The sequence below is a fragment of the Streptomyces sp. 11-1-2 genome, assembly GCF_003595545.1.
Classification (GTDB): Bacteria; Actinomycetota; Actinomycetes; order Streptomycetales; family Streptomycetaceae; genus Streptomyces; species Streptomyces hygroscopicus_B.
Window position 1 is genome coordinate 3,426,095 of the sequence record NZ_CP022545.1, and the last position, 22,356, is coordinate 3,448,450.

Below are 22,356 nucleotides of genomic sequence, written 5' to 3' on the forward strand. Positions count from 1 at the left end.
GTACGACAACCCGGTCCCCACCTTTGTGCCCCACCCCGCGCCCGGTAATCCGTCCGGAATCCGGTACCCGACGGTGACCCAGCGTGACGACCGCGACCACGACACCCCGCGTATCGCCATTCGGGTCAATCCCCGGAGCCGGCCGTCCCCCACTCGGCGCAGCGCCATATTCGGTCGGCCCCGGTCCCCTGGGCGCCGTACACTGGGGCGCAGCGAGAGGCGTGGATGGGGACGAGTAGCGTCGTAGGCGGCCCAGAGCGACCCGGGGACGGTGTGAGCCCGGGGGCGAGCGCGATGTGAAGGATCACCCCGGAGCCGCCGGAAGAACGCCCGCACTGGGTCAGTAGAACCGGCATCGCGATCCCAATGAGGGGGCCGGGAGCCGACCAGCTACCGGTCAAGGAGGGTGGTACCGCGGGAGCGCACGGCTCTCGTCCCTCCGACGGAAACGGAAGAGCACGTGTCCGCCGGAGGAAGAAGAGCCCCGATGACGCCGCAGTACCGCCAGGTGCCCGCCCAGGTCGACCTGCCCGCCCTCGAGCACGCCGTGCTCGACTTCTGGCGGGAGAACAAGATCTTCGCCCGTAGCCTCGAGCAGTCCGAAGGACGGCCTGAGTGGGTCTTCTACGAGGGCCCCCGACCGCGAACGGCATGCCGGGCGCCCACCACATCGAGGCCCGCGTCTTCAAGGACGTCTTCCCGCGCTTCCGCACCATGCGGGGCTACCACGTCGACCGTAAGGCGGGCTGGGACTGCCATGGCCTGCCGGTCGAGCTGGCGGTCGAGAAGGAGCTGGGCTTCAACGGCAAGAAGGACATCGAGGCGTACGGCATCGCCGAGTTCAACGCCAAGTGCCGGGAGTCCGTCACCCGGCACACCGACGCCTTCGCCGAGCTCACCACGCGGATGGGCTACTGGACCGACCTCGACGGCGCGTACTGGACCATGAACCCCGGCTATATCGAGTCGGTGTGGTGGTCCCTGAAGGAGATCTTCAACAAGGGGCTGCTGGTCCAGGACCACCGGGTCGCCCCCTGGTGCCCGCGCTGCGGCACCGGGCTGTCCGACCACGAGCTGGCCCAGGGCTACGAGACGGTCGTCGACCCCTCGGTCTTCGTCCGCTTCCCGCTGACCTCGGGCCCGCTGGCGGGCGAGGCGGCGCTGCTGGTGTGGACGACCACGCCGTGGACCCTGGTCTCCAACACCGCCGTGGCCGCGCATCCGGAGGTGCGCTATGTGGTCGCCACCAACGGCGAGGAGAAGCTGGTCGTCGCCGAGCCGCTGGTCGGGCAGGCGCTCGGCGAGGGCTGGACCGTCACCGGGGAGTCCTTCACCGGGGCCGAGATGGAGCGCTGGACCTATCGGCGCCCCTTCGAGCTGGTGGAGATCCCCGACGCGCACTTCGTCGTCAACGCCGAGTATGTGACGACCGAGGACGGCACCGGTCTGGTCCACCAGTCCCCCGCCTTCGGTGAGGACGACCTGCTGACCTGCCGTGCCTACGGTCTGCCGGTGGTCAACCCGGTCCGCCCGGACGGCACCTTCGAGGAGGGTCTCGACCTGATCGGCGGCCAGTTCTTCAAGAAGGCCGACGAGGCGCTCACGGCAGACCTCAAGGAGCGCGGGCTGCTGTTCCGGCATGTGCCGTACGAGCACAGCTACCCGCACTGCTGGCGCTGCCACACCGCGCTGCTCTACTACGCCCAGCCGTCCTGGTACATCCGCACCACCGCGATCAAGGACGCGCTGCTGCGCGAGAACGAGAAGACCAACTGGTATCCCGAATCGGTCAAGACCGGTCGCTATGGCGACTGGCTCAATAACAACATCGACTGGGCGCTGTCGCGCAATCGCTACTGGGGCACCCCGCTGCCCATCTGGCGCTGCGCCGAGTCCCATCTCACCTGCGTCGGCTCCCTCGCCGAGCTCTCCGAGCTGACCGGCACCGACCAGAGCGGTCTTGACCCGCACCGCCCGTACATCGACGACATCACCTTCACCTGCACCGCCGACGGCTGCTCGCTGACCGCCGAGCGGGTGCCCGAGGTCATCGACGCCTGGTACGACTCGGGCTCGATGCCGTTCGCGCAGTACGGCTACCCGTACCGGAACAAGGAGCTCTTCGAGAGCCGCTACCCGGCGCAGTTCATCTCCGAGGCCATCGACCAGACCCGCGGCTGGTTCTACACGCTGATGGCGGTCGGCACGCTCGTCTTCGAGAAGTCCTCGTACGAGAACGTGGTCTGCCTCGGTCACATCCTGGCCGAGGACGGCCGCAAGATGTCCAAGCACCTGGGCAACATCCTTCAGCCGATCCCGCTGATGGATCAGCACGGCGCCGACGCGGTCCGCTGGTTCATGGCCGCGGGCGGCTCGCCGTGGGCGGCCCGGCGGGTGGGCCACGGCACCATCCAGGAAGTCGTGCGCAAGACGCTGCTCACCTACTGGAACACGGTCGCCTTCCAGGCGCTGTACGCCCGCACCTCGGGCTGGGCGCCGTCCGCGGCCGACCCGACCCCGGCCGAGCGGCCGCTGCTGGACCGCTGGCTGCTGGGCGAGCTGGGCACGCTCACCGAGCAGGTCACCGAGGCCCTGGAGGCGTACGACACCCAGCGCGCCGGAAAGCTGCTGTCGGCCTTCGTCGACGATCTGTCCAACTGGTACGTGCGCCGCTCCCGCCGCCGTTTCTGGCAGGGCGACGCCGCCGCGCTGCGCACCCTGCACGATGTCATCGAGACGGTCACCCGGCTGATGGCGCCCCTGGTGCCCTTCATCACCGAGCGGGTCTGGCAGGACCTGGTCGTCCCGGTGGTCCCGGAGGCCCCCGCGTCCGTGCACCTGACCACCTGGCCGGAGCCGGACCGGTCGATGATCGACCCGGCCCTCTCGGTACAGATGGCGCTGGTGCGGCGCCTGGTGGAGCTGGGGCGCGCGACCCGCGCGGAGTCCGGTGTGAAGACGCGCCAGCCGCTGTCGCGCGCGCTGGTCGCGGCGGCCGGCTTCGAAACCCTCGGCGCCGAACTGCGCGCCCAGATCGAGGAGGAGCTGAACGTCTCCTCGCTGGCGTCGCTGAGCGAGGTCGGCGGCTCCCTGGTCGACACGACCGCGAAGGCCAACTTCCGCGCCCTGGGCAAGCGGTTCGGCAAGGGAACCCAGCCGGTCGCCAAGGCGATCGCGGAGGCGGAAGCGGCCGCGCTGTCGATCGCGCTGCGCGAGGGGAACGCGTCGGTCGTGGTGGACGGCGAGACGGTAGCCCTCTCCCCCGACGAGGTCATCATCACCGAGACCCCGCGCGAGGGCTGGTCGGTCGCCTCCGACGCGGGCGCCACGGTCGCCCTCGACCTGGAGATCACCCCGGAGCTGCGCCGCGCGGGTCTCGCCCGTGACGCGATCCGGCTGATCCAGGAGGCCCGTAAGAACAGCGGGCTGGACGTGGCCGACCGGATCGCGCTGCGGTGGGAGACGGCGGACGAGGAGCTGCGGCAGGCGCTCACGGATCACGCGGGCCTGATCGCGGATGAGGTCCTCGCGACCGACTTCGCCACGGGCGAGGCCGACGCCGCGTACGGCACTCCCTTCGAGGACGCCCCCCTGGGCCTGACGTTCCGCCTCCGCAAGGCGTAACGCTCCGGCGGGGGTTCTGTTCCCCTCTTCCCGAACGCCGGACGGGCTGATTTCAGCCCGTCCGGCGATTGAGGACCGGGGTCCGGGGCGGAGCCCCGGTTACGGGAAAGGGCGGGTAGGGGAAAGCCTCCGGCAGTCCGCATGCACGGCAAAGGGCCGGGCCCCAGGAGTCTGCTCCTGGGGCCCGGCCCTTGTGATTGCCGAACGCTCCGCGCTAAACGGCCCGCGTCAGTTGTCGTCCTCGTCGATGAGGAAGCCCCGCATCGGGCTGGGCGCCTGCTGCATCGGCTGCGGACTCTGCGGCCGCACCGGTGCCATCGGCTGGGTCATCGCGGGAGACATCTGCTGCTGCCCACCGTAGGACGGCGCTCCGCCGTTCGGGTTGTGGCCGCCCATGGTCTGGTTGCCACCCATGGTGTGGCCGCCCATCGAGCCGGCGCCGGCCGAGGCCATGGAGCCGCTCATCGACGGGGACGGCGGCAGCGAGGCGGTCGCCGGGGTACGCGGCGGAGCGAGCGAGTCGTCGGCCTGGTTCTCCAGCTGGCGCAGCTGGCTCTCCAGGTACGACTTCAGCCGCGTGCGGTACTCGCGCTCGAAGCCGCGCAGGTCCTCGACCTTGCGCTCGAGCGTGGCACGAGCGGACTCCAAGGAGCCCATCGCGACACGGTGCTTCTCCTGCGCGTCCCGCTCCAGAGCGTCGGCCTTGGCGCGGGCGTCCCGCTCCAGACCCTCGGCGCGGCTACGGGCCTCGCCGACGATCTTGTTGGCCTCGGAACGGGCCTCCGCGATCGCCTGGTCGGCGGTCTGCTGCGCGAGCGAGAGCACGCGCGCGGCGCTGTCGCCGCCCGGGCCCTGACCCGGCTGCGGCAGCTGCGGGCCACCGGGGCCGCCAGGACCGCCGGGGCCACCGGGACCGCCCATCGGGCCACCCATGGGACCGCCGGGACCCATGGGGCCGTTCTGGCCCATCGGACCGTTCTGACCCATGGGGCCGGGTCCGCCCTGCTGCATGGGGCCGGGGCCACCCTGCTGCATCGGACCGGGTCCGCCCTGCTGCATCGGTCCGGGGCCGTTCTGGCCCATCGGACCCGCCGGCAGCTGCGGGGCTCCGCCCGGGAGTTGGGGCGGACCACCCATCTGCTGCTGGCCGGGCGGCACCGGCTGCGGTCCGGATATGGCGGCGGGCACAGGTGCGCCGGGCCTCTCCTGCTGTTCGGGAGGCTTGCGCATACCTTGTTGCTGACTCTGGGCGGCGGCACGGGTCGCTGCGGCCAGCTTGGCGCGCAGGTCCTCGTTCTCCCGTAGCAGCCGGGTCAGTTCGGCTTCGACCTCGTCGAGGAAGGCATCGACCTCGTCCTCGTCATAGCCTTCTCGGAGGCGGACGGTCGTGAACTGCTTGTTCCGCACGTCCTCGGGGGTCAACGGCATCTCTACTTCACCTCAACGTAGTCGTCGGCAATCGGCAAGACCGTATCGTTCACACCCTGCTCGCAAAATTGCTCACGACGGTGATCAGGATCCAGACGATGATCATCAGCACGAAGAAGGACAGGTCGAGCGCCACACCCCCGAGACGCAGCGGCGGAATGAACCGCCGTAGCAGCTTGAGTGGCGGATCGGTGACAGTGTAGGTGGCCTCGAGGATGACCACCATCGCCCTACCGGGTTGCCACGAGCGCGCGAACTGGAAGACGTAGTCCATCACGAGCCTGAAGATCAGCACGATCAGGTAGCAGTAGAGCGCGATGTAGATCACCTGTAGTGCGATGCCCATCCCGCGCGTCCCTCTCCCCTGGTTCGTACCCGGCCTTTCGGCCTCGGATGACTCGGTGTTGCCGGTTTGCCGTTTTTGCGTCTCAGCTCTGGTTGAAGAACCCGCCCTCTGCGATACGGGCCTTGTCCTCCGCCGTGACATCGACGTTAGCAGGAGACAACAGGAACACCTTCTGCGTCACCCGCTCAATGCTCCCATGGAGACCGAACACCAGACCGGCGGCAAAGTCGACAAGTCGCTTCGCATCCGTGTCGTCCATCTCCGTCAGATTCATGATCACGGGAGTGCCCTCACGGAAGTGTTCCCCGATAGTACGGGCCTCGTTGTAGGTCCGGGGGTGCAGTGTGGTGATGCGGTACGGCTCCCGCTCGGACACAACCTTGGGCATGATCACTGGCGCGTTCTTCTCCAAGTTCTGACGTTCAGGTGTGATGGACGCCACGGGGGCAATTCGCGCGGGTCGCCCGGTTTCCACCGCAAGAGGAGCCGGTTCACGTTGTGCGGGAGGGTGGACGACTCGCACAGATTCGCCCCTTTCCGGCCGCGGTTCGGTCTCCACTACCTGATGACGCCGACGGTCCCGCTCTCGTTCGGGCTCCGGCTCGGGCTCGAAGTCGTCGTCGGGGTCGAATCCCCGGCCGTCGTACCCATCGTCCTCCACGAGGCCGAGGTAGACCGCCATCTTGCGCATCGCGCCGGCCATTCTCTGCGTCCTCCGCTCTGTGGTGGATCGGCTCCGCCACCGGATGCCATGGATCCACGTGGCCAGCCCGCCTTTTGACGGGAATGACCATATTTTCTGCTGTGGTCCGACTTCTTCGCGACGTTACCGGAGGCTGGGTCGGACTCCGAGTACCGCAGTGCCGACGCGCACATGTGTCGCTCCCGCCGCCACGGCTTCCTCGAGATCCGAGCTCATCCCCGCCGAGACCATGTTCGCAGCCGGATGAGCCACGCGCAGGCGGGATGAGATTTCCAGCAGCCGGTCGAACGCCGCCCGTGGCCGCCCCTCGTAGGGGCCCGTCAGCGGGGCGACGGTCATCAGACCGTCGAGCCGGAGTCCTTCGGCCTCGGCCACGGACTCCGCGAGCCGTTCCACTCCGCCCGGTCCCACGCCCCCGCGCGCTCCCCGTTCATCGGAGTCCGCGTCGAGCGCGACCTGAATCAGGACGCCCATCTCCCGCGCGGCCCCCACAGCCGCACGGGAGAGCGCATCGACCAATCGCTTACGATCGACAGATTGCACCACATCGGCATAACTGGATACGGAACGCACCTTATTGGTCTGCAATTGCCCGACAAAGTGCCAGATCAACGGCAGATCCGCGCATTCCGCGGCTTTGGGGGCGGCCTCCTGATCGCGGTTCTCGGCGACATGCCGTACGCCGAGTTCCGCGAGCAAACGGACATCGCTCGCCGGATAGGTCTTGGTGACCACGATCAGGGTCACCTCTTCGCGCTTGCGACCGGCCTCGGCACAGGCGGCGGAGATACGTTCCGTCACCCGCGCCAGATTCGCGGCCAGTTCCGTCTTGCGATCCGTCACAGCTCAGCCGCCCAACCAGACGTAGCTCGCGAGCCGCCCCGTGGTGTGCTCGCGCCGGTACGAGAAGTGGTCCGCCGACTCCAGGGTGCAGATGTGAGATTGTCCATCCTTCTCGTCCATCCGCACACCCGCGCGGGCCAGTTGGGCCCGCACACCGGCCGCCACATCCACCGCCGGGGTACCCCACCGGGTCTCGGCCCACGCCTCCGGCACGCTCTGCGCGACATCGGCGCGCATCTCCGCGGGAACCTCGTAGCAGCGGCCGCAGACCGCGGGGCCGGTACGGGCGACGATCCGGGCGGTCTCGGCGCCCTGTTCGGTCATCGCCTTGACCACCGCCGGGACCACTCCGGCGACCAGTCCCGGCCGGCCCGCGTGGGCGGCGCCGACGACCCCGGCCACCGGATCGGCCAGCAGTACCGGGGTGCAGTCGGCGGTGAGGACGGCCAGGGCGAGCCCCGGACGCCGCGTCACCACCGCGTCCACCGCCGGAATCTCGTCGTCCGACCACGGTCCGTCGACCATCGCGACGTCCCGGCCGTGCACCTGGTTCATCCATACGACGGCCGCCGGGTCCAGGCCCATCGCCTTGGCGGCCAGTTCGCGGTTGGTCCGTACGGCCTGGGGGTCGTCGCCGACCGCCCCGCCGAGATTGAGCTCGTCATACGGAGCGGCGCTCACCCCGCCCCACCGGTCGGTGAAGGCGAAGTGCGCGCCGCTCGCGTCGTGCTGTTGCGCTATCACGTCTGATTCACTTCAAGGTCGCCGTCGAGCCATGCCGGACGGCTCACTTCAGGAAGTCCGGGACGTCCAGCTCCTCGGCCTGGCTCTCCGGGTAGGGGCGGGCCGGCGGGACCTGGGGGTGCGGGGTGGGCACCGGGGGCGGCGGCACCTCGGCGACCGGGGCCGGGTCCGCCGGGGCGGACTCCTCGTCGCGCGAGGTGACGCTGCCGAGCCCGCCGAAGGACGGGCGGCTGTTCTCCTGGCCGGACGGGCGGCTCGAAGAGCTGCCGGATCCCTCTTCGCGGCTGCCGCCGTAGGAACCCAGCACCTTGTCGCGGTTCTTGGGGGGCGGCTGACCGCCGTCGAAGCCCGCCGCGATCACGGTGACCCGGACCTCGTCGCCGAGCGCGTCGTCGATCACCGCGCCGAAGATGATGTTGGCCTCGGGGTGGGCGGCCTCGCTCACGAGCTGGGCGGCCTCGTTGATCTCGAACAGGCCGAGGTCGGAACCGCCGGAGATGGAGAGCAGCACGCCCCGGGCGCCGTCGATGGACGCCTCCAGCAGCGGCGAGGAGATCGCCATCTCGGCCGCGGCCACCGCGCGGTCGTCACCACGGGCCGAGCCGATGCCCATGAGCGCCGATCCGGCCTCGGACATCACGGACTTGACGTCCGCGAAGTCGAGGTTGATCAGACCCGGGGTGGTGATCAGGTCGGTGATGCCCTGAACACCCGACAGCAGCACCTGGTCGGCCGACTTGAACGCGTCGAGCACGCTCACCTGACGGTCCGAAATGGACAGCAGCCGGTCGTTCGGGATCACGATGAGGGTGTCGACCTCGTCCCGCAGACCCGCGATGCCGTCCTCGGCCTGATTGGCGCGGCGGCGGCCCTCGAAGGTGAACGGGCGGGTGACCACACCGATCGTCAGGGCACCGAGCGAGCGGGCGATATTGGCGACCACCGGCGCACCGCCGGTGCCCGTGCCACCGCCCTCACCCGCGGTCACGAAGACCATGTCGGCCCCCTTGAGGACCTCCTCGATCTCCTCACGGTGGTCCTCGGCGGCCTTACGGCCGACATCCGGGTTGGCGCCGGCTCCAAGGCCCCGGGTGAGCTCACGGCCGACGTCCAGTTTGACGTCTGCGTCACTCATCAGGAGGGCCTGTGCATCGGTGTTGATCGCGATGAACTCGACGCCCTTGAGCCCGACCTCGATCATCCGGTTGATGGCATTCACGCCACCGCCGCCGATGCCGACGACCTTGATGACTGCGAGGTAGTTCTGCGGTGCTGCCACGTCGAAGGCCTCTCGCCTCGAGTTACGTGTCGCCACCCCGCCGTTGCCGCGGTGCGCCGACTGATGCCGAATGGGACGGTTCCGATTGCCGACCCCAACCCTAACGCTGAAGTTTAGGGTTACCAGTGCCTCTGTTTCCCGGACTCTTCGGAACAGGACACTAAGTCGACAAGTGGCGCGCGTTCAATGAACACGCCGAACCTCCCGCTTTTCTTTTCACCCTATGTGATCACCCAGTGGACTAGCCAACCAGGGTGCTGGCCTGCCGGTATCAGGTCAACTGCGAGACACCGCCGGAGCGCTCGGCGCACTGACGTCGAAGTGGTCGGCGTCCGGCTGCGCTTTCATCAGTGCGGTGAGCGTCTTCGCCTTCGCCTCGCCTCGCTCTCCGCTCCCCCAGGCGATCGTACGGCCTCCGGTCAGCTCCAGGGTGATCGAATCGTACGAGCGGACCCGGAGGGAACGGGTGTCCTGGCGGACCTTCTCGGGAAGTTGGGTGACCACCCGGACCGCCTCGCGGCGCAGTCCGGCGGGGCCGAAATGGCGCGAACTCGGCGACCGGTCCGGCTCCATTTCCAGCAGCGGAACCGCCTTCGGGCGCTTGCTCACGGTCGAGAACCGGACTCCCGCGGCGTCCACTTCATGGAACTTCCCGCCCTCTTCGACAATGGCTTCGGGCCTGCGTTCCGTCACTACCAGACTGATGGTGTGCGGCCATGACCGGGATACGTCCACTTTTGCAATCCGCGGCAGCCGCTCGCGCAACCGGTGTTCGATCGCCGCCGTGTCCACCGCGACCATCGGAGTGTTCAGCGGAACGTCGGCGGCGGAGCGCACCTCCTCGGCGGTGAGGACGGTGGTGCCGGCGACCCGCACCCGCTCGGCCCGCAGCCAGCCCGAGCCGTACAGCAGCCAGACGGCGCCGGCGCCGAGCAGGGTCACCGCCACCGTCGTCACCAGCAGCGGGCGGCGGCCGGGCAGCCGGAACCGGCGGCGCGCCCGGAGGAAGCGTGGGGGCGGGCCGGACGGAGTCGTCCCTCGTGCGCCGCGCTCGGCGGTCGACGGTCCGGCCACGCTCCCTGCCTTCTCACGCCTGGCGGCGTGCGCTGATCGCCTCGTACACCATGCCGACCAGCAGCTCGTCGGCGTCCCTGCGGCCGAACTCGGCGGCCCGGCGGGACATCTCGTACAGCCGGTGCGGGTCGCCGAGCACCGGCAGCACATTGCCCTGCACCCACTCGGGGCTCAGCTCGGCGTCGTCGACCAGCAGTCCGCCGCCCTCCTTGACCAGCGGCTGGGCGTTGAGCCGCTGTTCGCCGTTGCCGATCGGCAGGGGGACGTAGACGGCCGGGAGCCCGACGGCGGACAGTTCGGCGACGGTCATCGCGCCCGCGCGGCAGAGCATCATGTCGGCCGCGGCATACGCGAGGTCCATCCGATCCAGGTACGATACCGGGATATAGGGGGGCATTCCGGGCATGTTGTCCACATGCGGCAATTCGTTTTTCGGACCGACCGCGTGCAGCACCTGGATCCCGGCGCGCTGCAGGAACGGCGCCACCGCCTGGACCACCTCATTGAGCCGGCGCGCGCCCTGCGATCCGCCGGAGACCAGCAGCGTCGGCAGGTTCTGGTCGAGCCCGAAAGCCGCGCGGGCCTCGGGTCGGACCGCCGCCCGGTCGAGGGTGGCGATGGAGCGGCGCAGCGGGATGCCGACGTAGCGGGCGTTGCGGAGCTTGCTGTCGGGGGTGGAGACCGCCACGTACTTGGCGTAGCGCGAGCCGATCTTGTTCGCGAGCCCGGGGCGGGCGTTGGCCTCGTGGACGACGATCGGCACTCCGAGCCGCTTGGCCGCCAGGTATCCGGGCAGGGCCACATAGCCGCCGAAGCCGACGACACAGTCGGCCTTGGTGCGCTCCAGGATCTGCTCGGCGGCCTTGATCGTGCCGCGCAGCCGCCCGGGGACGGTGATCAGTTCGGGGGTGGGCTTACGCGGCAGCGGTACGGCCGGGATGAGCCCGAGTTCATAACCACGCTCCGGTACGAGCCGGGTCTCGAGCCCACGCTCCGTTCCGAGCGCCGTGATCCCCACGGTCGGGTCCTGCCTCCGCAGGGCGTCCGCGAGGGCGAGCGCGGGCTCGATGTGGCCGGCGGTCCCCCCACCGGCGAGTACGACATGCACCGAAATTCACCGCTCTCCGGACGGCCGCCTCTTGACGGGCCGTCGCATCGTCTTCCGTCTCACCCGAGCCAGCTTCTTCCGCAAAGCAGGCTGCCGCATGGCCAGCGCCGCTCGCGCACCGGGCTCAGCCCGTGCGAAGGCGATCAGCAGGCCGACGGCGAACATGGTCGGCAGCAGGGCGGACCCTCCGTAGGAGAACAGCGGGAGCGGAACCCCGGCGATCGGCAGCAGACCGAGCACCGCACCGATATTGACCACGGCCTGGGCCGTGATCCAGGTGGTCACGCCTCCCGCGGCGTACCTCACGAAGGGGTCCTCCGTGCGTCCGGCCACGCGGATACCCGCATAGCCTAGAGCCGCGAAGAGAACGAGAACCGACAGCGTCCCCGCCAGACCGAGTTCCTCCCCGGTAATGGCGAAGATGAAGTCAGTATGCGGTTCCGGTAGTTCGCCCCATTTCTCCATACTCGCCCCGAGTCCGGATCCGAACCAGCCGCCGTTGGCGAGCGCGTAGATCCCGTGGACAGCCTGCCAGCACTGATCGTGCGCACCGGGCTCGGTGGCGCCGATACAGGCGAGCCGGGACATCCGGTTGGCGCTGGTCTTGATGAGCAGCATGCCGATGGCCCCGGCGAAGGCGAGGACGCCCACGAAGAGCCGGGTAGGGGCGCCCGCCAGCCAAAGCAGGCCGAAAAGGATCGCCGTGAGAATGATCGCGGTGCCCATGTCCCCGCCCAGCATGATCAGGCCGAGCAGCATGCCGGTCGCGGGCACCAGCGGGACCAGCAGGTGCTTCCACTGGGCCAGCAGCCGCTTGTCCTGTTTGCGGGCGAGAAGATCGGCGCCCCACAGGACGAGTGCCAGCTTACCGAACTCACTGGGCTGGAGCAGGAACGGGCCGCCGAAGGAGATCCAGTTCTGATTGCCGTTGACCGCGATGCCCATGCCCGGGACCTGCACCAGACACATCAGGAAGACCGAGACCGCGAGCAGCGGATAGGCGAAGGCGCGGTGCAGTTTGATGGGCATCCGCACGGCGAGCAGCATCAGCGCGCCGCCCAGCGCGGCGGCGAAAAGCTGTTTGCGGAAGAAGTACGACGGTGAGAGCCCGGACTGCAGCGCCTTGATCTGGGAGGCGGAGTAGACCATCACCAGACCGAGCACCAGGATCAGCAGCGAGCCGCCGAGCAGTAGGTAGTACGCGGTCAGCGGCCGGTCCCAGGCCCTCCGGAGGCGCTGCTGCAGCCCGCGCAGCGCGTCCAAGGCGTTTCCCCTCGACGGGCGGCGCGGAGGGCGGGAGGCGCCCGCTGTGCCGCGCGGGCGGGCCGGGGACGCCGCCTTGCCCTTCGCCCGTACGGCCTCCCGCAGCCGGGGGGCGCCGCCCGAGCGCGGCGCGGGGCGGCCGGTGCCGGGGCGGGCCGGCCGGGAGCGCGGGGCGGCGGGCTGGTCAGGCGTCATGTTCTTATCCCCTCCGGTTTCCCCGCGCGGGCGGTCCTCGCCGGGGGACCGGCGGGCTACTGATAGTCCGGGCCCCGGCCGGAGGCCAGGTCCTGAACCGCCGCGGCGAAGGCGTCGCCCCGCTTGTTGTAGTTGATGAACATGTCCATCGAGGCACAGGCCGGGGCCATCAGGACGGTATCGCCCGGCCGGGCGAGCCGCGCCGCTTCGCGCACAGCCGCCGCCATCGCCCCAGTGTCGGTCCGGTCGAGGTCCACGACCGGGACATCTGCTGCGTGTCGCGCGAGCGCTTCGCGGATCAGCGCGCGGTCGGCGCCGATCAGCACGACGCCGCGCAACCGCTCGGCCGCCGTAAGGACGAGCTCGTCGAAGGTGGCCCCCTTGGCGAGCCCGCCCGCGATCCACACGATGTGCTCATAGGCGCCCAACGACGCCTCCGCGGCATGGGTGTTGGTCGCCTTGGAGTCGTCGATGTAGGCCACGCCGTCGACGTCCGCCACATGCTCCACCCGGTGCGGATCCGGCCGGAAGGCACGCAGCCCGTCCCGTACGGCCTTCGGCGGAACGCCGAAGGAGCGGGCCAGGGCCGCCGCCGCGAGGGCGTTGGCGATGTTGTGCGGGGCCGGCGGGTTCACATCGGAGACCTCGGCCAGCTCCTGTGCCTGCTTCTGCCGGTCCGCCACGAAGGCCCGGTCGACGAGGATGTTCTCCACGACGCCGAGCTGGGAGGGGCCGGGGGTGCCGAGGGTGAAGCCGATCGCCCGGCAGCCCTCCTCGACATCGGCCGCGCGCACCAGGTCCTCGGTGGCGGGGTCGGCCACGTTGTAGACGCAGGCCACCTGGTTGCCCTCGTAGATCCGGCCCTTGTCGGCCGCGTACGCCGCCATGGAGCCGTGCCAGTCGAGGTGGTCGGGGGCGAGGTTGAGCACCGCCCCGGAGTGGGCGCGCAGCGAGGGCGCCCAGTGCAGCTGGTAGCTGGAGAGCTCGACGGCCAGCACGTCGTACGGCGTATCGCCCAGCACGATGTCCAGGAGCGAGACGCCGATGTTGCCGACGGCGGCGGTGCGCAGCCCGGCCGCCTCCAGGATGGCCGCCAGCATCCTTACGGTCGTCGTCTTGCCGTTGGTGCCGGTGACCGCGAGCCAGGGCGGGGCGTCCTCACCGCGCAGCCGCCACGCCAGCTCCACATCGCCCCAGATGGGCACGTTCGCCTCGGCGGCGGCCAGGAAGAGCGGGCTGGTGGGCTTCCACCCGGGGGTGGTCACGATCAGCTCGGTGCCCTTCGGCAACGTCTCGCCGTCGCCGAGGCGGACCGTGATGCCCAGCGGCTCCAGTTCGGCCGCCTGGGCGCGCTGCGCCTCGCCGTCGCTGCCGTTGACCACGGTCACCGAGGCCCCGAGGCCCCGCAGCGCACGCGCCGCGGGGACCCCGGAGACGCCGAGTCCGGCGACGGTGACCTGCCGTCCGGCGAGGTCGGACACGTCGAGGGCGACGGCGTCGGACGTCACGAAGCTCGCCACCCCGCGTAGAACAGGCCGAGGCCGACGATCACGCACATGCCCTGGATGATCCAGAACCGGACCACCACAAGGACTTCGCTCCACCCCTTGAGTTCGAAGTGGTGCTGGAGTGGCGCCATCCGGAAGACCCGTCGCCCGGTCGTCCGGAACGAGCCGACCTGGATGACCACGGACATGGTGATCAGAACGAACAGGCCGCCGAGGAGGGCCACCAGCAGCTCCGTACGGGAGCAGATGGCGAGGCCCGCGAGCGCGCCGCCGAGCGCGAGCGAACCGGTGTCCCCCATGAAGATCTTGGCGGGCGAGGTGTTCCACCACAGGAAGCCGAAGCACGCGCCCATCAGGGCAGAGGCGACGACCGCGAGGTCGAGCGGGTCGCGGACCTCGAAACAGGACGCGGGGTTGGTGAGGGTCTCCGCGTTGGCGCAGGACTCCTGGTACTGCCAGACGCCGATGAAGGTGTAGGCGCCGAAGACCATCACGGAGGCGCCGGTGGCCAGACCGTCGAGACCGTCGGTGAGGTTCACGCCGTTCGACATCGCCAGGATCATGAACAGCGCCCAGATCGCGAAGATCACCGGGCCGAACGACCAGCCGAAGTCCTGGACGAAGGAGAGCCGGTCGGAGGCGGGGGTCTGCTGGCGCGCGTCGGCGAAGTTCAGCGCGAGGATCGCGAACGCGACACCGACGATCAGCTGACCGGCCATCTTGGCCTTGGCCCGCAGGCCCAGGGACCGCTGCTTGACGATCTTGATGTAGTCGTCCAGGAAGCCGACCAGGCCCATGCCCGCGAACAGGAAGAGCACCAGCACGCCGGAGAAGGTCGGCTGGCTGCCCGTGATCAACTTCGCCAGGGCGTAGGCGATCAGCGTGGCCAGGATGAAGGAGATTCCGCCCATCGTGGGCGTGCCCTTCTTGCTGCCGTGAGTGCGCGGGCCGTCGTCCCGGATGAACTGGCCGTAGCCCTTGCGCGCCAGCAGCTTGATCAGCAGCGGGGTGCCGATCAGGGTCAGAAAGAGCCCGATGGCTCCCGAGAAGAGGATCTGCCTCATGCCACCCATCAGCGGACGCCCTCACCCTCGCCCTCGAGCAACACCTGCGCGACCCGCTCCAGCCCCACCGACCTGGATGCCTTCACCAACACGACGTCCCCCGGTCGCAGCTCGCTGCGCAGCAGATCGACCGCTGCCCGCACGTCGGACACGTGCACCGACTCCTCACCCCACGAACCCTCGTTCTTGGCGCCCATGTCCAGCCAGGCGGCCTCCTGGCCGCCGACCGCCACGAGCTTGCTGACGTTGAGCCGGACGGCCAGCCGCCCGACCGCGTCGTGCTCGGCCAGTGACTCCTCGCCCAGCTCGGCCATCGGGCCGAGCACCGCCCACGTGCGACGCCCCGGTGTGGCAGCGCCCATGGCGGCCAGCGCGCGCAGCGCTGCTCGCATGGACTCGGGGTTCGCGTTGTAGGCGTCGTTGACGACCGTCACGCCGTCCGAGCGCTCGGTGACCTCCATCCGCCAGCGGGAGAGCTGCCCCGCCTCGGAGAGCGCCACGGCGATCTCGTCGACGGACAGGCCCAACTCGTGGGCGACGGCGGCCGCGGCGAGCGCGTTCGACACGTGGTGCTCACCGTACAGGCGCATGGTCACTTCGCTGCACCCGGTAGGGGTGTGAAGCGTGAAGGCGGGGCGGCCGCCGTCGGCGAGCCGGACATTCCCGGCACGCACATCGGCGTCCTCGGCCTCGCCGAACAGGACGGTACGGGCCTTGGTGCGCGACACCATGGCGCGCACCAGGGGGTCGTCGGCGTTGAGCACCGCCACCCCGCCCTCCTCGGCGGGGGGCAGGGCCTCCACGAGCTCGCCCTTGGCCTCGGCGATCTGCTCCCGGCCGCCGAACTCTCCGATATGGGCGGTGCCGACGTTGAGCACGAGTCCGATACGGGGCGGGGTGAGGTCCGTCAGGTACCGGATGTGGCCCTTACCGCGGGCACCCATCTCCAACACCAGGTGCAGGGTGGCCTCGTCGGCGCTCATCGCGGTGAGCGGCAGGCCGATCTCGTTGTTGAGCGAGCCCGGCGTCCATACGGTGGGGCCGCGGCGCTGGAGCAGCTGGGCGATGAGGTCCTTGGTGCTGGTCTTGCCCGCGGAGCCGGTGAGCCCGACCACAGTGGCGTCCAGGCGCTCCACGACGGCGCGTGCGAGCGCTCCCATGGCGGCGATGACATCGGGCACGACGATCGCCGGTACGGGGGCGTCCGCGGTGCCGACGGGGCGGGCGGCCAGGACCGCCGTGGCCCCGGCCTCGATCGCCCTTCGGGCGAAGTCGTGGCCGTCCACGCGCTCCCCGGGGAGCGCGGCGAAGAGGCTGCCGGGCCGCACCTCACGGGAGTCGATCACAACAGGGCCCGTGACCTTCAGGTCCGGGTCCGGTATGTCGTGCGGCTGTCCACCGACTAGGCCGGCGATCTCGGTGAGGGACAGTGCGATCACTGATCACCTCCGGCCGTGCGGGAGAGCTGCCTTGAGGGGGCTGGTGCGCGCATGGCGGTCTGTCATCCCTGGTCGTCTTGGTGATTGTCCCGGTGTTGTGAGCTCGCCTCGGGGCGCGTGGCATCGCGCCTGTGGGCTCGCTCACTGAGCTCGATGGCTTCGCGGAGTACCTGGCGGTCGTCGAAGGCACGGATCACGCCGGCGATGTCCTGGCCAAGTTCATGGCCCTTGCCGGCCACGATGACGGTGTCACCCGGTTCGGCGCGGGCGACGGCGGCCGCGATGGCGTTGGCCCGGTCCTCCTCGACCAGCACATCACCGCGCTCGTGAGCGGGCACCTCGGCGGCGCCCGCGAGCATGGCGGCGAGGATCGCGAGCGGGTCCTCGGAGCGCGGGTTGTCCGAGGTGAGGACGGCCGTGTCGGAGTACCGGGCCACCGCGGCGCCCATGGGGCCGCGCTTGAGCCGGTCGCGGTCCCCGCCGCAGCCGAGGACGGCGTGCAGCTTGCCGTCGGTCACCTTACGGAGGGCGCGCAGCACCGACTCCACGGCGTCGGTCTTGTGGGCGTAGTCGACGACCGCGAGGTAGGGCTGGCCCACGTCGACCCGCTCCAGCCGGCCGGGTACGCCCGGGACGGCGGCGATGCCGTCGGCGGCCGTCTGCGGGTCGATCCCGGCGACGGCGAGCGCGACGACGGCGGCGAGCGCGTTGGCCACGTTGAAGGGGCCCGGGAGGGGCGCGGCGGCCCGTACGGACTCACCGTTCGGGCCGACGGCGGTGAAGGTCGAGCCCAGCGGGCCGACCTCGACATCCGCGGCGCGCCAGTGGGCGTCGGGGTGGCCCTCGGCGGAGAAGGTGGTGACGGGTACCTCGGACTGCTCGATCAGCCGCCGGCCGTACTCGTCGTCGTAATTGATCACTCCGGCGCGGCTGCGGGCCTTGGTGAACAGCTGGGCCTTGGCCTGGAAGTAGTCCTCCATGCCGGAGTGGAACTCCATGTGCTCCGGGCTGAGGTTGTTGAAGACCGCGACGTCGAAGACGCAGCCGTCGACGCGGCCGAGGACCAGGGCGTGGCTGGAGACCTCCATGACGACCGAGTGGACGTCGCGCTCCCGCATCACCGCGAACAGGGCCTGCAGATCGGTGGCCTCGGGGGTGGTGCGCTCGGACTTGATGCGCTCGTCGCCGATCCGCGTCTCCACGGTGCCGATGAGACCCGTAAGGCCGCCGTCGTGCTTCGCGGCGGCTTTGAGGCCGCCCTCGATGAGATACGCGGTCGTGGTCTTGCCGGAGGTGCCGGTGATGCCGATCTGCAGCAGGTCCGCACCCGGCTCGCCGTAGATCGTGGCGGCCAGCGCGCCCATCCGGCCGCGCGGGTTGTCCACCGCCAGGACCGGCAGTCCGGTGGCGGCGGCGCGCTCGGCGCCGGCCGGGTCGGTCAGCACCGCGACCGCGCCGAGGTCGGCGGCCTGGGCGGCGAAGTCCGCGCCGTGGAGGCGGGCGCCGGCCAGCGCGGCGTACACATCGCCGGGGCGCACGGCTCGCGAGTCATGGGTGATCCCGGTGATCGCGGCCCCCTCCGAGGCTTCGGGGGCATCGACGCCCAGCTGATCCGCCAGCTCCGCCAGCGGGATCGGGCGGACCTGGAGAGGGCGGGGCGCTCCCGGGTATTCCACAGAAACGTCCTTCTGAGGGGTTTGGGACTGATCAGCGTGGGGCACGGCGGTGAGCGTACCCGGGACACCCGCTCCCCCGCGAAATGAGGCGGCGAAGCGGGGCCGTACCGGACCGTGGTTCCCGGAGTCCGGCGTGATCGTCGTCACTGCTGGGTCCGCTCACTGGCCCGGGTTGTAGCTCACGGGGAGCCGTTTGGGCTGCTTCCCGGACGGCGGGACCTGCAGGGCCTTCAGGCCGAACTCCATGACCTTCTTGTAGACCGGTCCGCAGACCTGACCGCCGAAGTAGCTGCCCTTCGTCGGGTTCTGAACGGCACAGTAGACGGTCAGCCGCGGTTTGTCGGCCGGAGCGAAGCCGGCGAAGGACGCGGTGTAGCCGCGGTAGCGGCCGGTCTTGGGGTCCACCCGGTTGGAAGTGCCGGTCTTGCCCGCGACACGATAGCCGGGGATCTTCGCCTTGACGCCGGTGCCCTGCTGATCGTCGACGACCGATTCGAGCATCTCGGCGAGCGTCTTCGCGGTCTCCTTACCGACGACACGGGTCTTCTTGGGGGCGGGCGCGGCCGTGTAGTCGCCGCCGGGCCCCCTGGTGCCGCGGACGAGGGTGGGCGCGACGCGCTCGCCGCCGTTGGCGATGGTGGAGTACACGGAGGCCGCCTGGACGGCGTTGAGCGACAGGCCCTGGCCGAAGGGGATGGTGTACTGCTGCGAGGCGCTCCAGTCCTGCGGCCGGGCCAGGATGCCCGGGGTCTCGCCGGGGAAGCCGAGCCCGGTGGGCCGGCCGATCCCGAACTTCCGCAGATAGGAGTAGAGGATCTGGTTCTTCTGCTTCTTGGTCTTCCCAAGCTGCTCGGTGGCGAGGATCGTGCCGATGTTGCTGGACTTGGCGAGCACGCCGTTGAGCGTGAGGTACCAGGTGGGATGGTCGATGTCGTCGGCGAAGGCCCGGTCGGCGCGCGGCAGCCGGTTGGGGACCACCACATGGGTGTCCCAGCGGGCCACGCCCTCCTGGAGGACGGCGGCCATGGACATCAGCTTGCTGACGCTGCCGGGCTCGTAGGCGTCGGAGACCGCGGCGTTGCCCAGGTCGTCGGCGTCCGTGGTGGTGATGTCGCCGGGGTCGAAGCCGGGGGCGTTGGCCATCGCCAGGAGCTGTCCGGTGCGGGTGTCCTGGACGATGACATAGCCGCGGTCGGCCCCGGACTTGCGGACCTGGTCGGCGATGGCGCTCTGGGCGGCCCACTGGATGTCCCGGTCGATGGTCAGCTCGTAGTCGCTGCCGGGGACCGCGGGCTGCTCCTTGAGGTCCCCGGTGGGCACCTGGTGGCCGCCCGACTGGGCGTAGACGCGCTTGCCGTCCTTGCCCGCGAGCTTCTTGTTGAGCTGCTGTTCGAGCCCGGCGGCGCCGCGGCCGTCGGCGCCCACGAATCCCAGTACCCCGGCGGCGAGATCCCCGTTCGGATAGACCCGCTTGCTGTGCGCCTCGCGGTTGACCCCGGCCAGGACATTGGTGCCCTTGCCCTTGGACGCCGAGTCGTCCAGGGCGCTCTTCAGGTCCTTGATCTGGTTCCAGACCTGCGGGGACTGCTGCCGGGCGAGCACGACGTACTGCGATTTGGGGTTGCCGGTGAGCTTCTTCTCCAGGTCCGCCTCGTCCTTGCCGAGGATCGGCGCGAGGAGGGCCGCGGCCTGGCGCGGCGCGTCACGGGTCTTGGCCATCTTGGGCGTGAGCAGGTCGGGGGCGGCGGTGATGTCGTACGCGTCCACCGTGGTCGCCAGGTCGACGCCGTTGCGGTCGGTGATGGAGCCGCGCTCGGCGGAGAGCTTCACCGGGATGTAGCGGTTGACATTGGCCTTGGCCGCGTAGGCGCTGGCGTCGACGGCCTGCACCTGCAGTAGCCGTACGACGAAGACCAGCATGACGAGGGTGAGGCCGAGGCTGATCAGCCGCAACCGGGGGCGCGGGCTGCCCAGCCGCAGCGGCTGGGCAGCACCGGGGCGCGGGCGCTGCGCCGGACGGCCGGACGATCCTCCCTGGCGCCCGCCGGGGCGCCGCGCCGCGTCCTGGCGCGGGCGGCGGTCACCGCGCGGACCGGCCGGGCCGGGCACTTTGCGGCGGCGGGGATCCTGGGGCGCGGTCACGCGACGGCCGCCCTCGGCTCGGCGGCCGCCCACCGCACGCGGGCGGTACTCCGCGCGGGCGGGCCGGACTGGGCGCGGACTGGGGATCGCGTCACCGTGTCACCTACTGAGGGGCCGGGGTGGACTGCGCGGAGGCGGAGGAGGTTGTGGAGAGGGCGGTGGGCAGCCCCCACGGGGCCACGGAGGCCGTGCCCGTGCCCGCCCCGGACGGGGTGGTGGTCGGCGGCGCGACGGCGGACGGGGTGGGCGATGCCCCGGACCGGGCGGGCGACGCCTGGGACAGCGTGGGGTCGAGCGCGGACGGCAGCACCGGGCCGGGGGCGCCGAGCACCGAGGGCTGCCCCGAGGCGGGGGCGGGCACCCCGCTGACCGTGCCGTCCGGGTTGAGGAAGGCGGGGCTGCCGCCGGGCACCATCCCCAGCTCCCGGGCGCGCCGCTCCAGCGCGGTGGGCGCGGAGAGCTGGTCGACGTCCTGCTGGAGCGCCTGGCGTTCGTCGGTGAGTTCCCCGGTCTGCTTCTCGAGCCTGCTGAGCTCGAACGACCCCTGGTTGAGGGAGGAGTTCAACAGCAGCAGCGCGATCAGGCCGGAGCCGAGCAGGACCACGACGAGCAGCACGAAGGGCGTGCGCCTGGCCGTGGCACCCCCCGGCACCGGCCGGCCTTTCGGCCCTGTCCCCCTCGTGCTCATGGACCGACCTCTTCCCGGATGCGCTCCGCCCCCCGGAACCGGGCCGGGGCGGCCCGCCGGTTCTCGGCGATCTCCTCCTCGGTGGGCAGCTCCGCGCCGCGGGTGAGCAGCTTCAGCCGGGGCTGGTACTGCTCGGGGACGACCGGCAGCCCGGGCGGCGCCGTATTGCGGGCACCGGCCACGAACACCTGCTTGACCAGGCGGTCTTCCAGCGAGTGATACGAGAGCACGGCGATCCGCCCGCCGACCGCGAGTGTCCCGACGGCCGCCGGAATGGCCCGCTCCAGGACCGCGAGCTCGCCATTGACCTCGATCCGCAGCGCCTGGAAGGTGCGCTTGGCCGGATTGCCGCCGGTGCGCTTGGCGGCCTGCGGGAGCGCCGCGCGGATCAGTTCGACGAGCCGGGCGCTGTTGGTGAACGGCTCCTTGGCGCGCTCGCGCACCACGGCGTCCACGATCTTCTTGGCGAACTTCTCCTCGCCGTAGGCCCGCAGGATGCGCACCAGCTCGCCCGGCGGATAGGTGTTGAGCACCTCCGCCGCGCTGACGCCGGTGGTCTGATCCATCCGCATGTCCAGCGGGGCGTCCTGGGCGTAGGCGAAACCGCGCTCGGCCTCGTCCAGCTGCATGGAGGACACGCCGAGATCGAAGAGGATCCCCTGGACGCGCGGGACGCCGAGCCGGTCGAGGACCTCGGGCAGCTCGTCGTAGACCGCGTGGACCAGCGTGGCCCGATCGCCGTACGGGGCGAGCCGCTCACCGGCGAGTCGCAGCGCGGACGGGTCGCGGTCGAGCGCGATGAGGCGGACCTCGGGGAAGTCGCGCAACAGCGCCTCGCTGTGGCCACCGAGGCCCAGGGTGCAGTCGACCACGACCGCGCCGGGCCGGGCGAGAGCGGGGGCCAGCATGTCCAGGCAGCGCTGGAGCATGACGGGAACGTGGAGAGCGTTGCTGCTCATTGCGCTGCTGGTGCGCCCTTCTGAGGATCGGGCGAGGATGGTACGCACCTCCGGGTCCCCGCCCGCTCTGAAGGGGAAGTGGCCTACTGGCGCCGGGGAAGTGACGTCAGGCGACCGGAGCGGGAGGAGGCCGAGGGGTACGTACGCACCGCGCTCACGCGAAATTCCGGGATCCGAGGGGAGCGTCACGCCTCCCACTTCGCGCCACTTTAGTCCACTCGTCCCTTCGGTCAACCAACCGGTCAGCGCGTCCCGCCCCGGGGGTGGCACACC

At 70.5% G+C, this 22,356-nt stretch carries 16 protein-coding genes and 1 pseudogene; 1 reads left to right on the top strand and 16 read right to left on the bottom strand.

Annotated elements, in window-relative coordinates; translation table 11 throughout:
* Positions 1-487 precede the first annotated feature (487 nt).
* Positions 488-3,624: pseudogene (gene ileS, locus CGL27_RS14450) on the top strand (isoleucine--tRNA ligase).
* Positions 3,625-3,852: 228 nt separating this feature from the next.
* On the opposite strand, the gene CGL27_RS14455 reads toward ileS, so the two are convergent.
* The 16 genes from CGL27_RS14455 to rsmH form a co-directional block, all read right to left on the bottom strand.
* Positions 3,853-5,052: a DivIVA domain-containing protein gene (locus CGL27_RS14455; RefSeq protein ID WP_119987118.1), complete on the bottom strand. Its 1,200-nt coding sequence runs from the start codon at positions 5,050-5,052 to the stop codon at positions 3,853-3,855.
* A gap of 49 nt (positions 5,053-5,101) precedes the next feature.
* Complete coding sequence (locus CGL27_RS14460) at positions 5,102-5,398, bottom strand: YggT family protein (RefSeq protein ID WP_014060001.1); 297 nt, start codon at positions 5,396-5,398, stop codon at positions 5,102-5,104.
* Between the two features lie 82 nt (positions 5,399-5,480).
* Positions 5,481-6,101: a cell division protein SepF gene (sepF, locus tag CGL27_RS14465; protein WP_014060002.1), complete on the bottom strand. Its 621-nt coding sequence runs from the start codon at positions 6,099-6,101 to the stop codon at positions 5,481-5,483.
* A 123-nt stretch (positions 6,102-6,224) separates the two neighbouring features.
* Positions 6,225-6,944, bottom strand: coding sequence for a YggS family pyridoxal phosphate-dependent enzyme (locus tag CGL27_RS14470; protein WP_119987121.1), 720 nt, complete (start codon positions 6,942-6,944; stop codon positions 6,225-6,227).
* A 3-nt stretch (positions 6,945-6,947) separates the two neighbouring features.
* The gene (gene pgeF / locus CGL27_RS14475; protein ID WP_119987124.1) at positions 6,948-7,688 is read right to left on the bottom strand and encodes a peptidoglycan editing factor PgeF; all 741 of its coding nucleotides are present in this window, start codon (positions 7,686-7,688) and stop codon (positions 6,948-6,950) included.
* Between the two features lie 43 nt (positions 7,689-7,731).
* Entirely contained in the window at positions 7,732-8,967 is a 1,236-nt protein-coding gene (ftsZ, locus tag CGL27_RS14480) for a cell division protein FtsZ (protein WP_078640923.1), read from the bottom strand.
* 276 nt (positions 8,968-9,243) lie between these two features.
* Positions 9,244-10,041: an FtsQ-type POTRA domain-containing protein gene (locus CGL27_RS14485; protein ID WP_119987126.1), complete on the bottom strand. Its 798-nt coding sequence runs from the start codon at positions 10,039-10,041 to the stop codon at positions 9,244-9,246.
* 13 nt (positions 10,042-10,054) lie between these two features.
* On the bottom strand, positions 10,055-11,149 hold the full coding sequence (murG, locus tag CGL27_RS14490; RefSeq protein ID WP_078640925.1) for an undecaprenyldiphospho-muramoylpentapeptide beta-N-acetylglucosaminyltransferase: 1,095 nt from the start codon (positions 11,147-11,149) through the stop codon (positions 10,055-10,057).
* Positions 11,150-11,155: 6 nt separating this feature from the next.
* Positions 11,156-12,607, bottom strand: coding sequence for a putative lipid II flippase FtsW (gene ftsW, locus CGL27_RS14495; protein WP_119987129.1), 1,452 nt, complete (start codon positions 12,605-12,607; stop codon positions 11,156-11,158).
* A gap of 56 nt (positions 12,608-12,663) precedes the next feature.
* Positions 12,664-14,115 (bottom strand): UDP-N-acetylmuramoyl-L-alanine--D-glutamate ligase, encoded by a 1,452-nt coding sequence (murD, locus tag CGL27_RS14500; protein WP_205587692.1) that lies wholly within the window; start codon positions 14,113-14,115, stop codon positions 12,664-12,666.
* A complete protein-coding gene (gene mraY, locus CGL27_RS14505; protein WP_078647351.1) occupies positions 14,112-15,179 on the bottom strand; it encodes a phospho-N-acetylmuramoyl-pentapeptide-transferase in 1,068 nt (355 codons plus the stop codon). The genes murD and mraY overlap by 4 nt, the downstream gene beginning before the upstream one ends.
* Positions 15,180-15,187: 8 nt before the next feature.
* On the bottom strand, positions 15,188-16,618 hold the full coding sequence (gene murF, locus CGL27_RS14510) for a UDP-N-acetylmuramoyl-tripeptide--D-alanyl-D-alanine ligase (RefSeq protein WP_078640926.1): 1,431 nt from the start codon (positions 16,616-16,618) through the stop codon (positions 15,188-15,190).
* 62 nt (positions 16,619-16,680) lie between these two features.
* Positions 16,681-18,339, bottom strand: coding sequence for a UDP-N-acetylmuramoyl-L-alanyl-D-glutamate--2,6-diaminopimelate ligase (locus tag CGL27_RS14515; RefSeq protein WP_240450496.1), 1,659 nt, complete (start codon positions 18,337-18,339; stop codon positions 16,681-16,683).
* A gap of 114 nt (positions 18,340-18,453) precedes the next feature.
* Positions 18,454-20,436 carry a penicillin-binding protein 2 gene (locus tag CGL27_RS14520; protein WP_119987135.1) on the bottom strand — a complete coding sequence of 661 codons (1,983 nt, stop codon included), beginning with the start codon at positions 20,434-20,436 and terminating at the stop codon, positions 18,454-18,456.
* Between the two features lie 103 nt (positions 20,437-20,539).
* A complete protein-coding gene (locus CGL27_RS14525; RefSeq protein WP_078640929.1) occupies positions 20,540-21,124 on the bottom strand; it encodes a septum formation initiator family protein in 585 nt (194 codons plus the stop codon).
* Positions 21,121-22,083, bottom strand: a complete 963-nt coding sequence (gene rsmH / locus CGL27_RS14530; protein WP_078640930.1) for a 16S rRNA (cytosine(1402)-N(4))-methyltransferase RsmH — start codon at positions 22,081-22,083, stop codon at positions 21,121-21,123. The genes CGL27_RS14525 and rsmH overlap by 4 nt, the downstream gene beginning before the upstream one ends.
* Positions 22,084-22,356 lie beyond the last annotated feature (273 nt).

What these genes read in the sequence shown, in the direction of transcription:
- CGL27_RS14455 (WP_119987118.1), bottom strand. Translation starts at nt 5,052, where the DNA reads ATGCCGTTGACCCCCGAGGACGTGCGGAACAAGCAGTTCACGACCGTC.
- CGL27_RS14460 (WP_014060001.1), bottom strand. Translation starts at nt 5,398, where the DNA reads ATGGGCATCGCACTACAGGTGATCTACATCGCGCTCTACTGCTACCTG.
- rsmH (WP_078640930.1), bottom strand. Translation starts at nt 22,083, where the DNA reads ATGAGCAGCAACGCTCTCCACGTTCCCGTCATGCTCCAGCGCTGCCTG.
- mraY (WP_078647351.1), bottom strand. Translation starts at nt 15,179, where the DNA reads ATGAGGCAGATCCTCTTCTCGGGAGCCATCGGGCTCTTTCTGACCCTG.
- CGL27_RS14525 (WP_078640929.1), bottom strand. Translation starts at nt 21,124, where the DNA reads ATGAGCACGAGGGGGACAGGGCCGAAAGGCCGGCCGGTGCCGGGGGGT.
- ftsW (WP_119987129.1), bottom strand. Translation starts at nt 12,607, where the DNA reads ATGACGCCTGACCAGCCCGCCGCCCCGCGCTCCCGGCCGGCCCGCCCC.
- sepF (WP_014060002.1), bottom strand. Translation starts at nt 6,101, where the DNA reads ATGGCCGGCGCGATGCGCAAGATGGCGGTCTACCTCGGCCTCGTGGAG.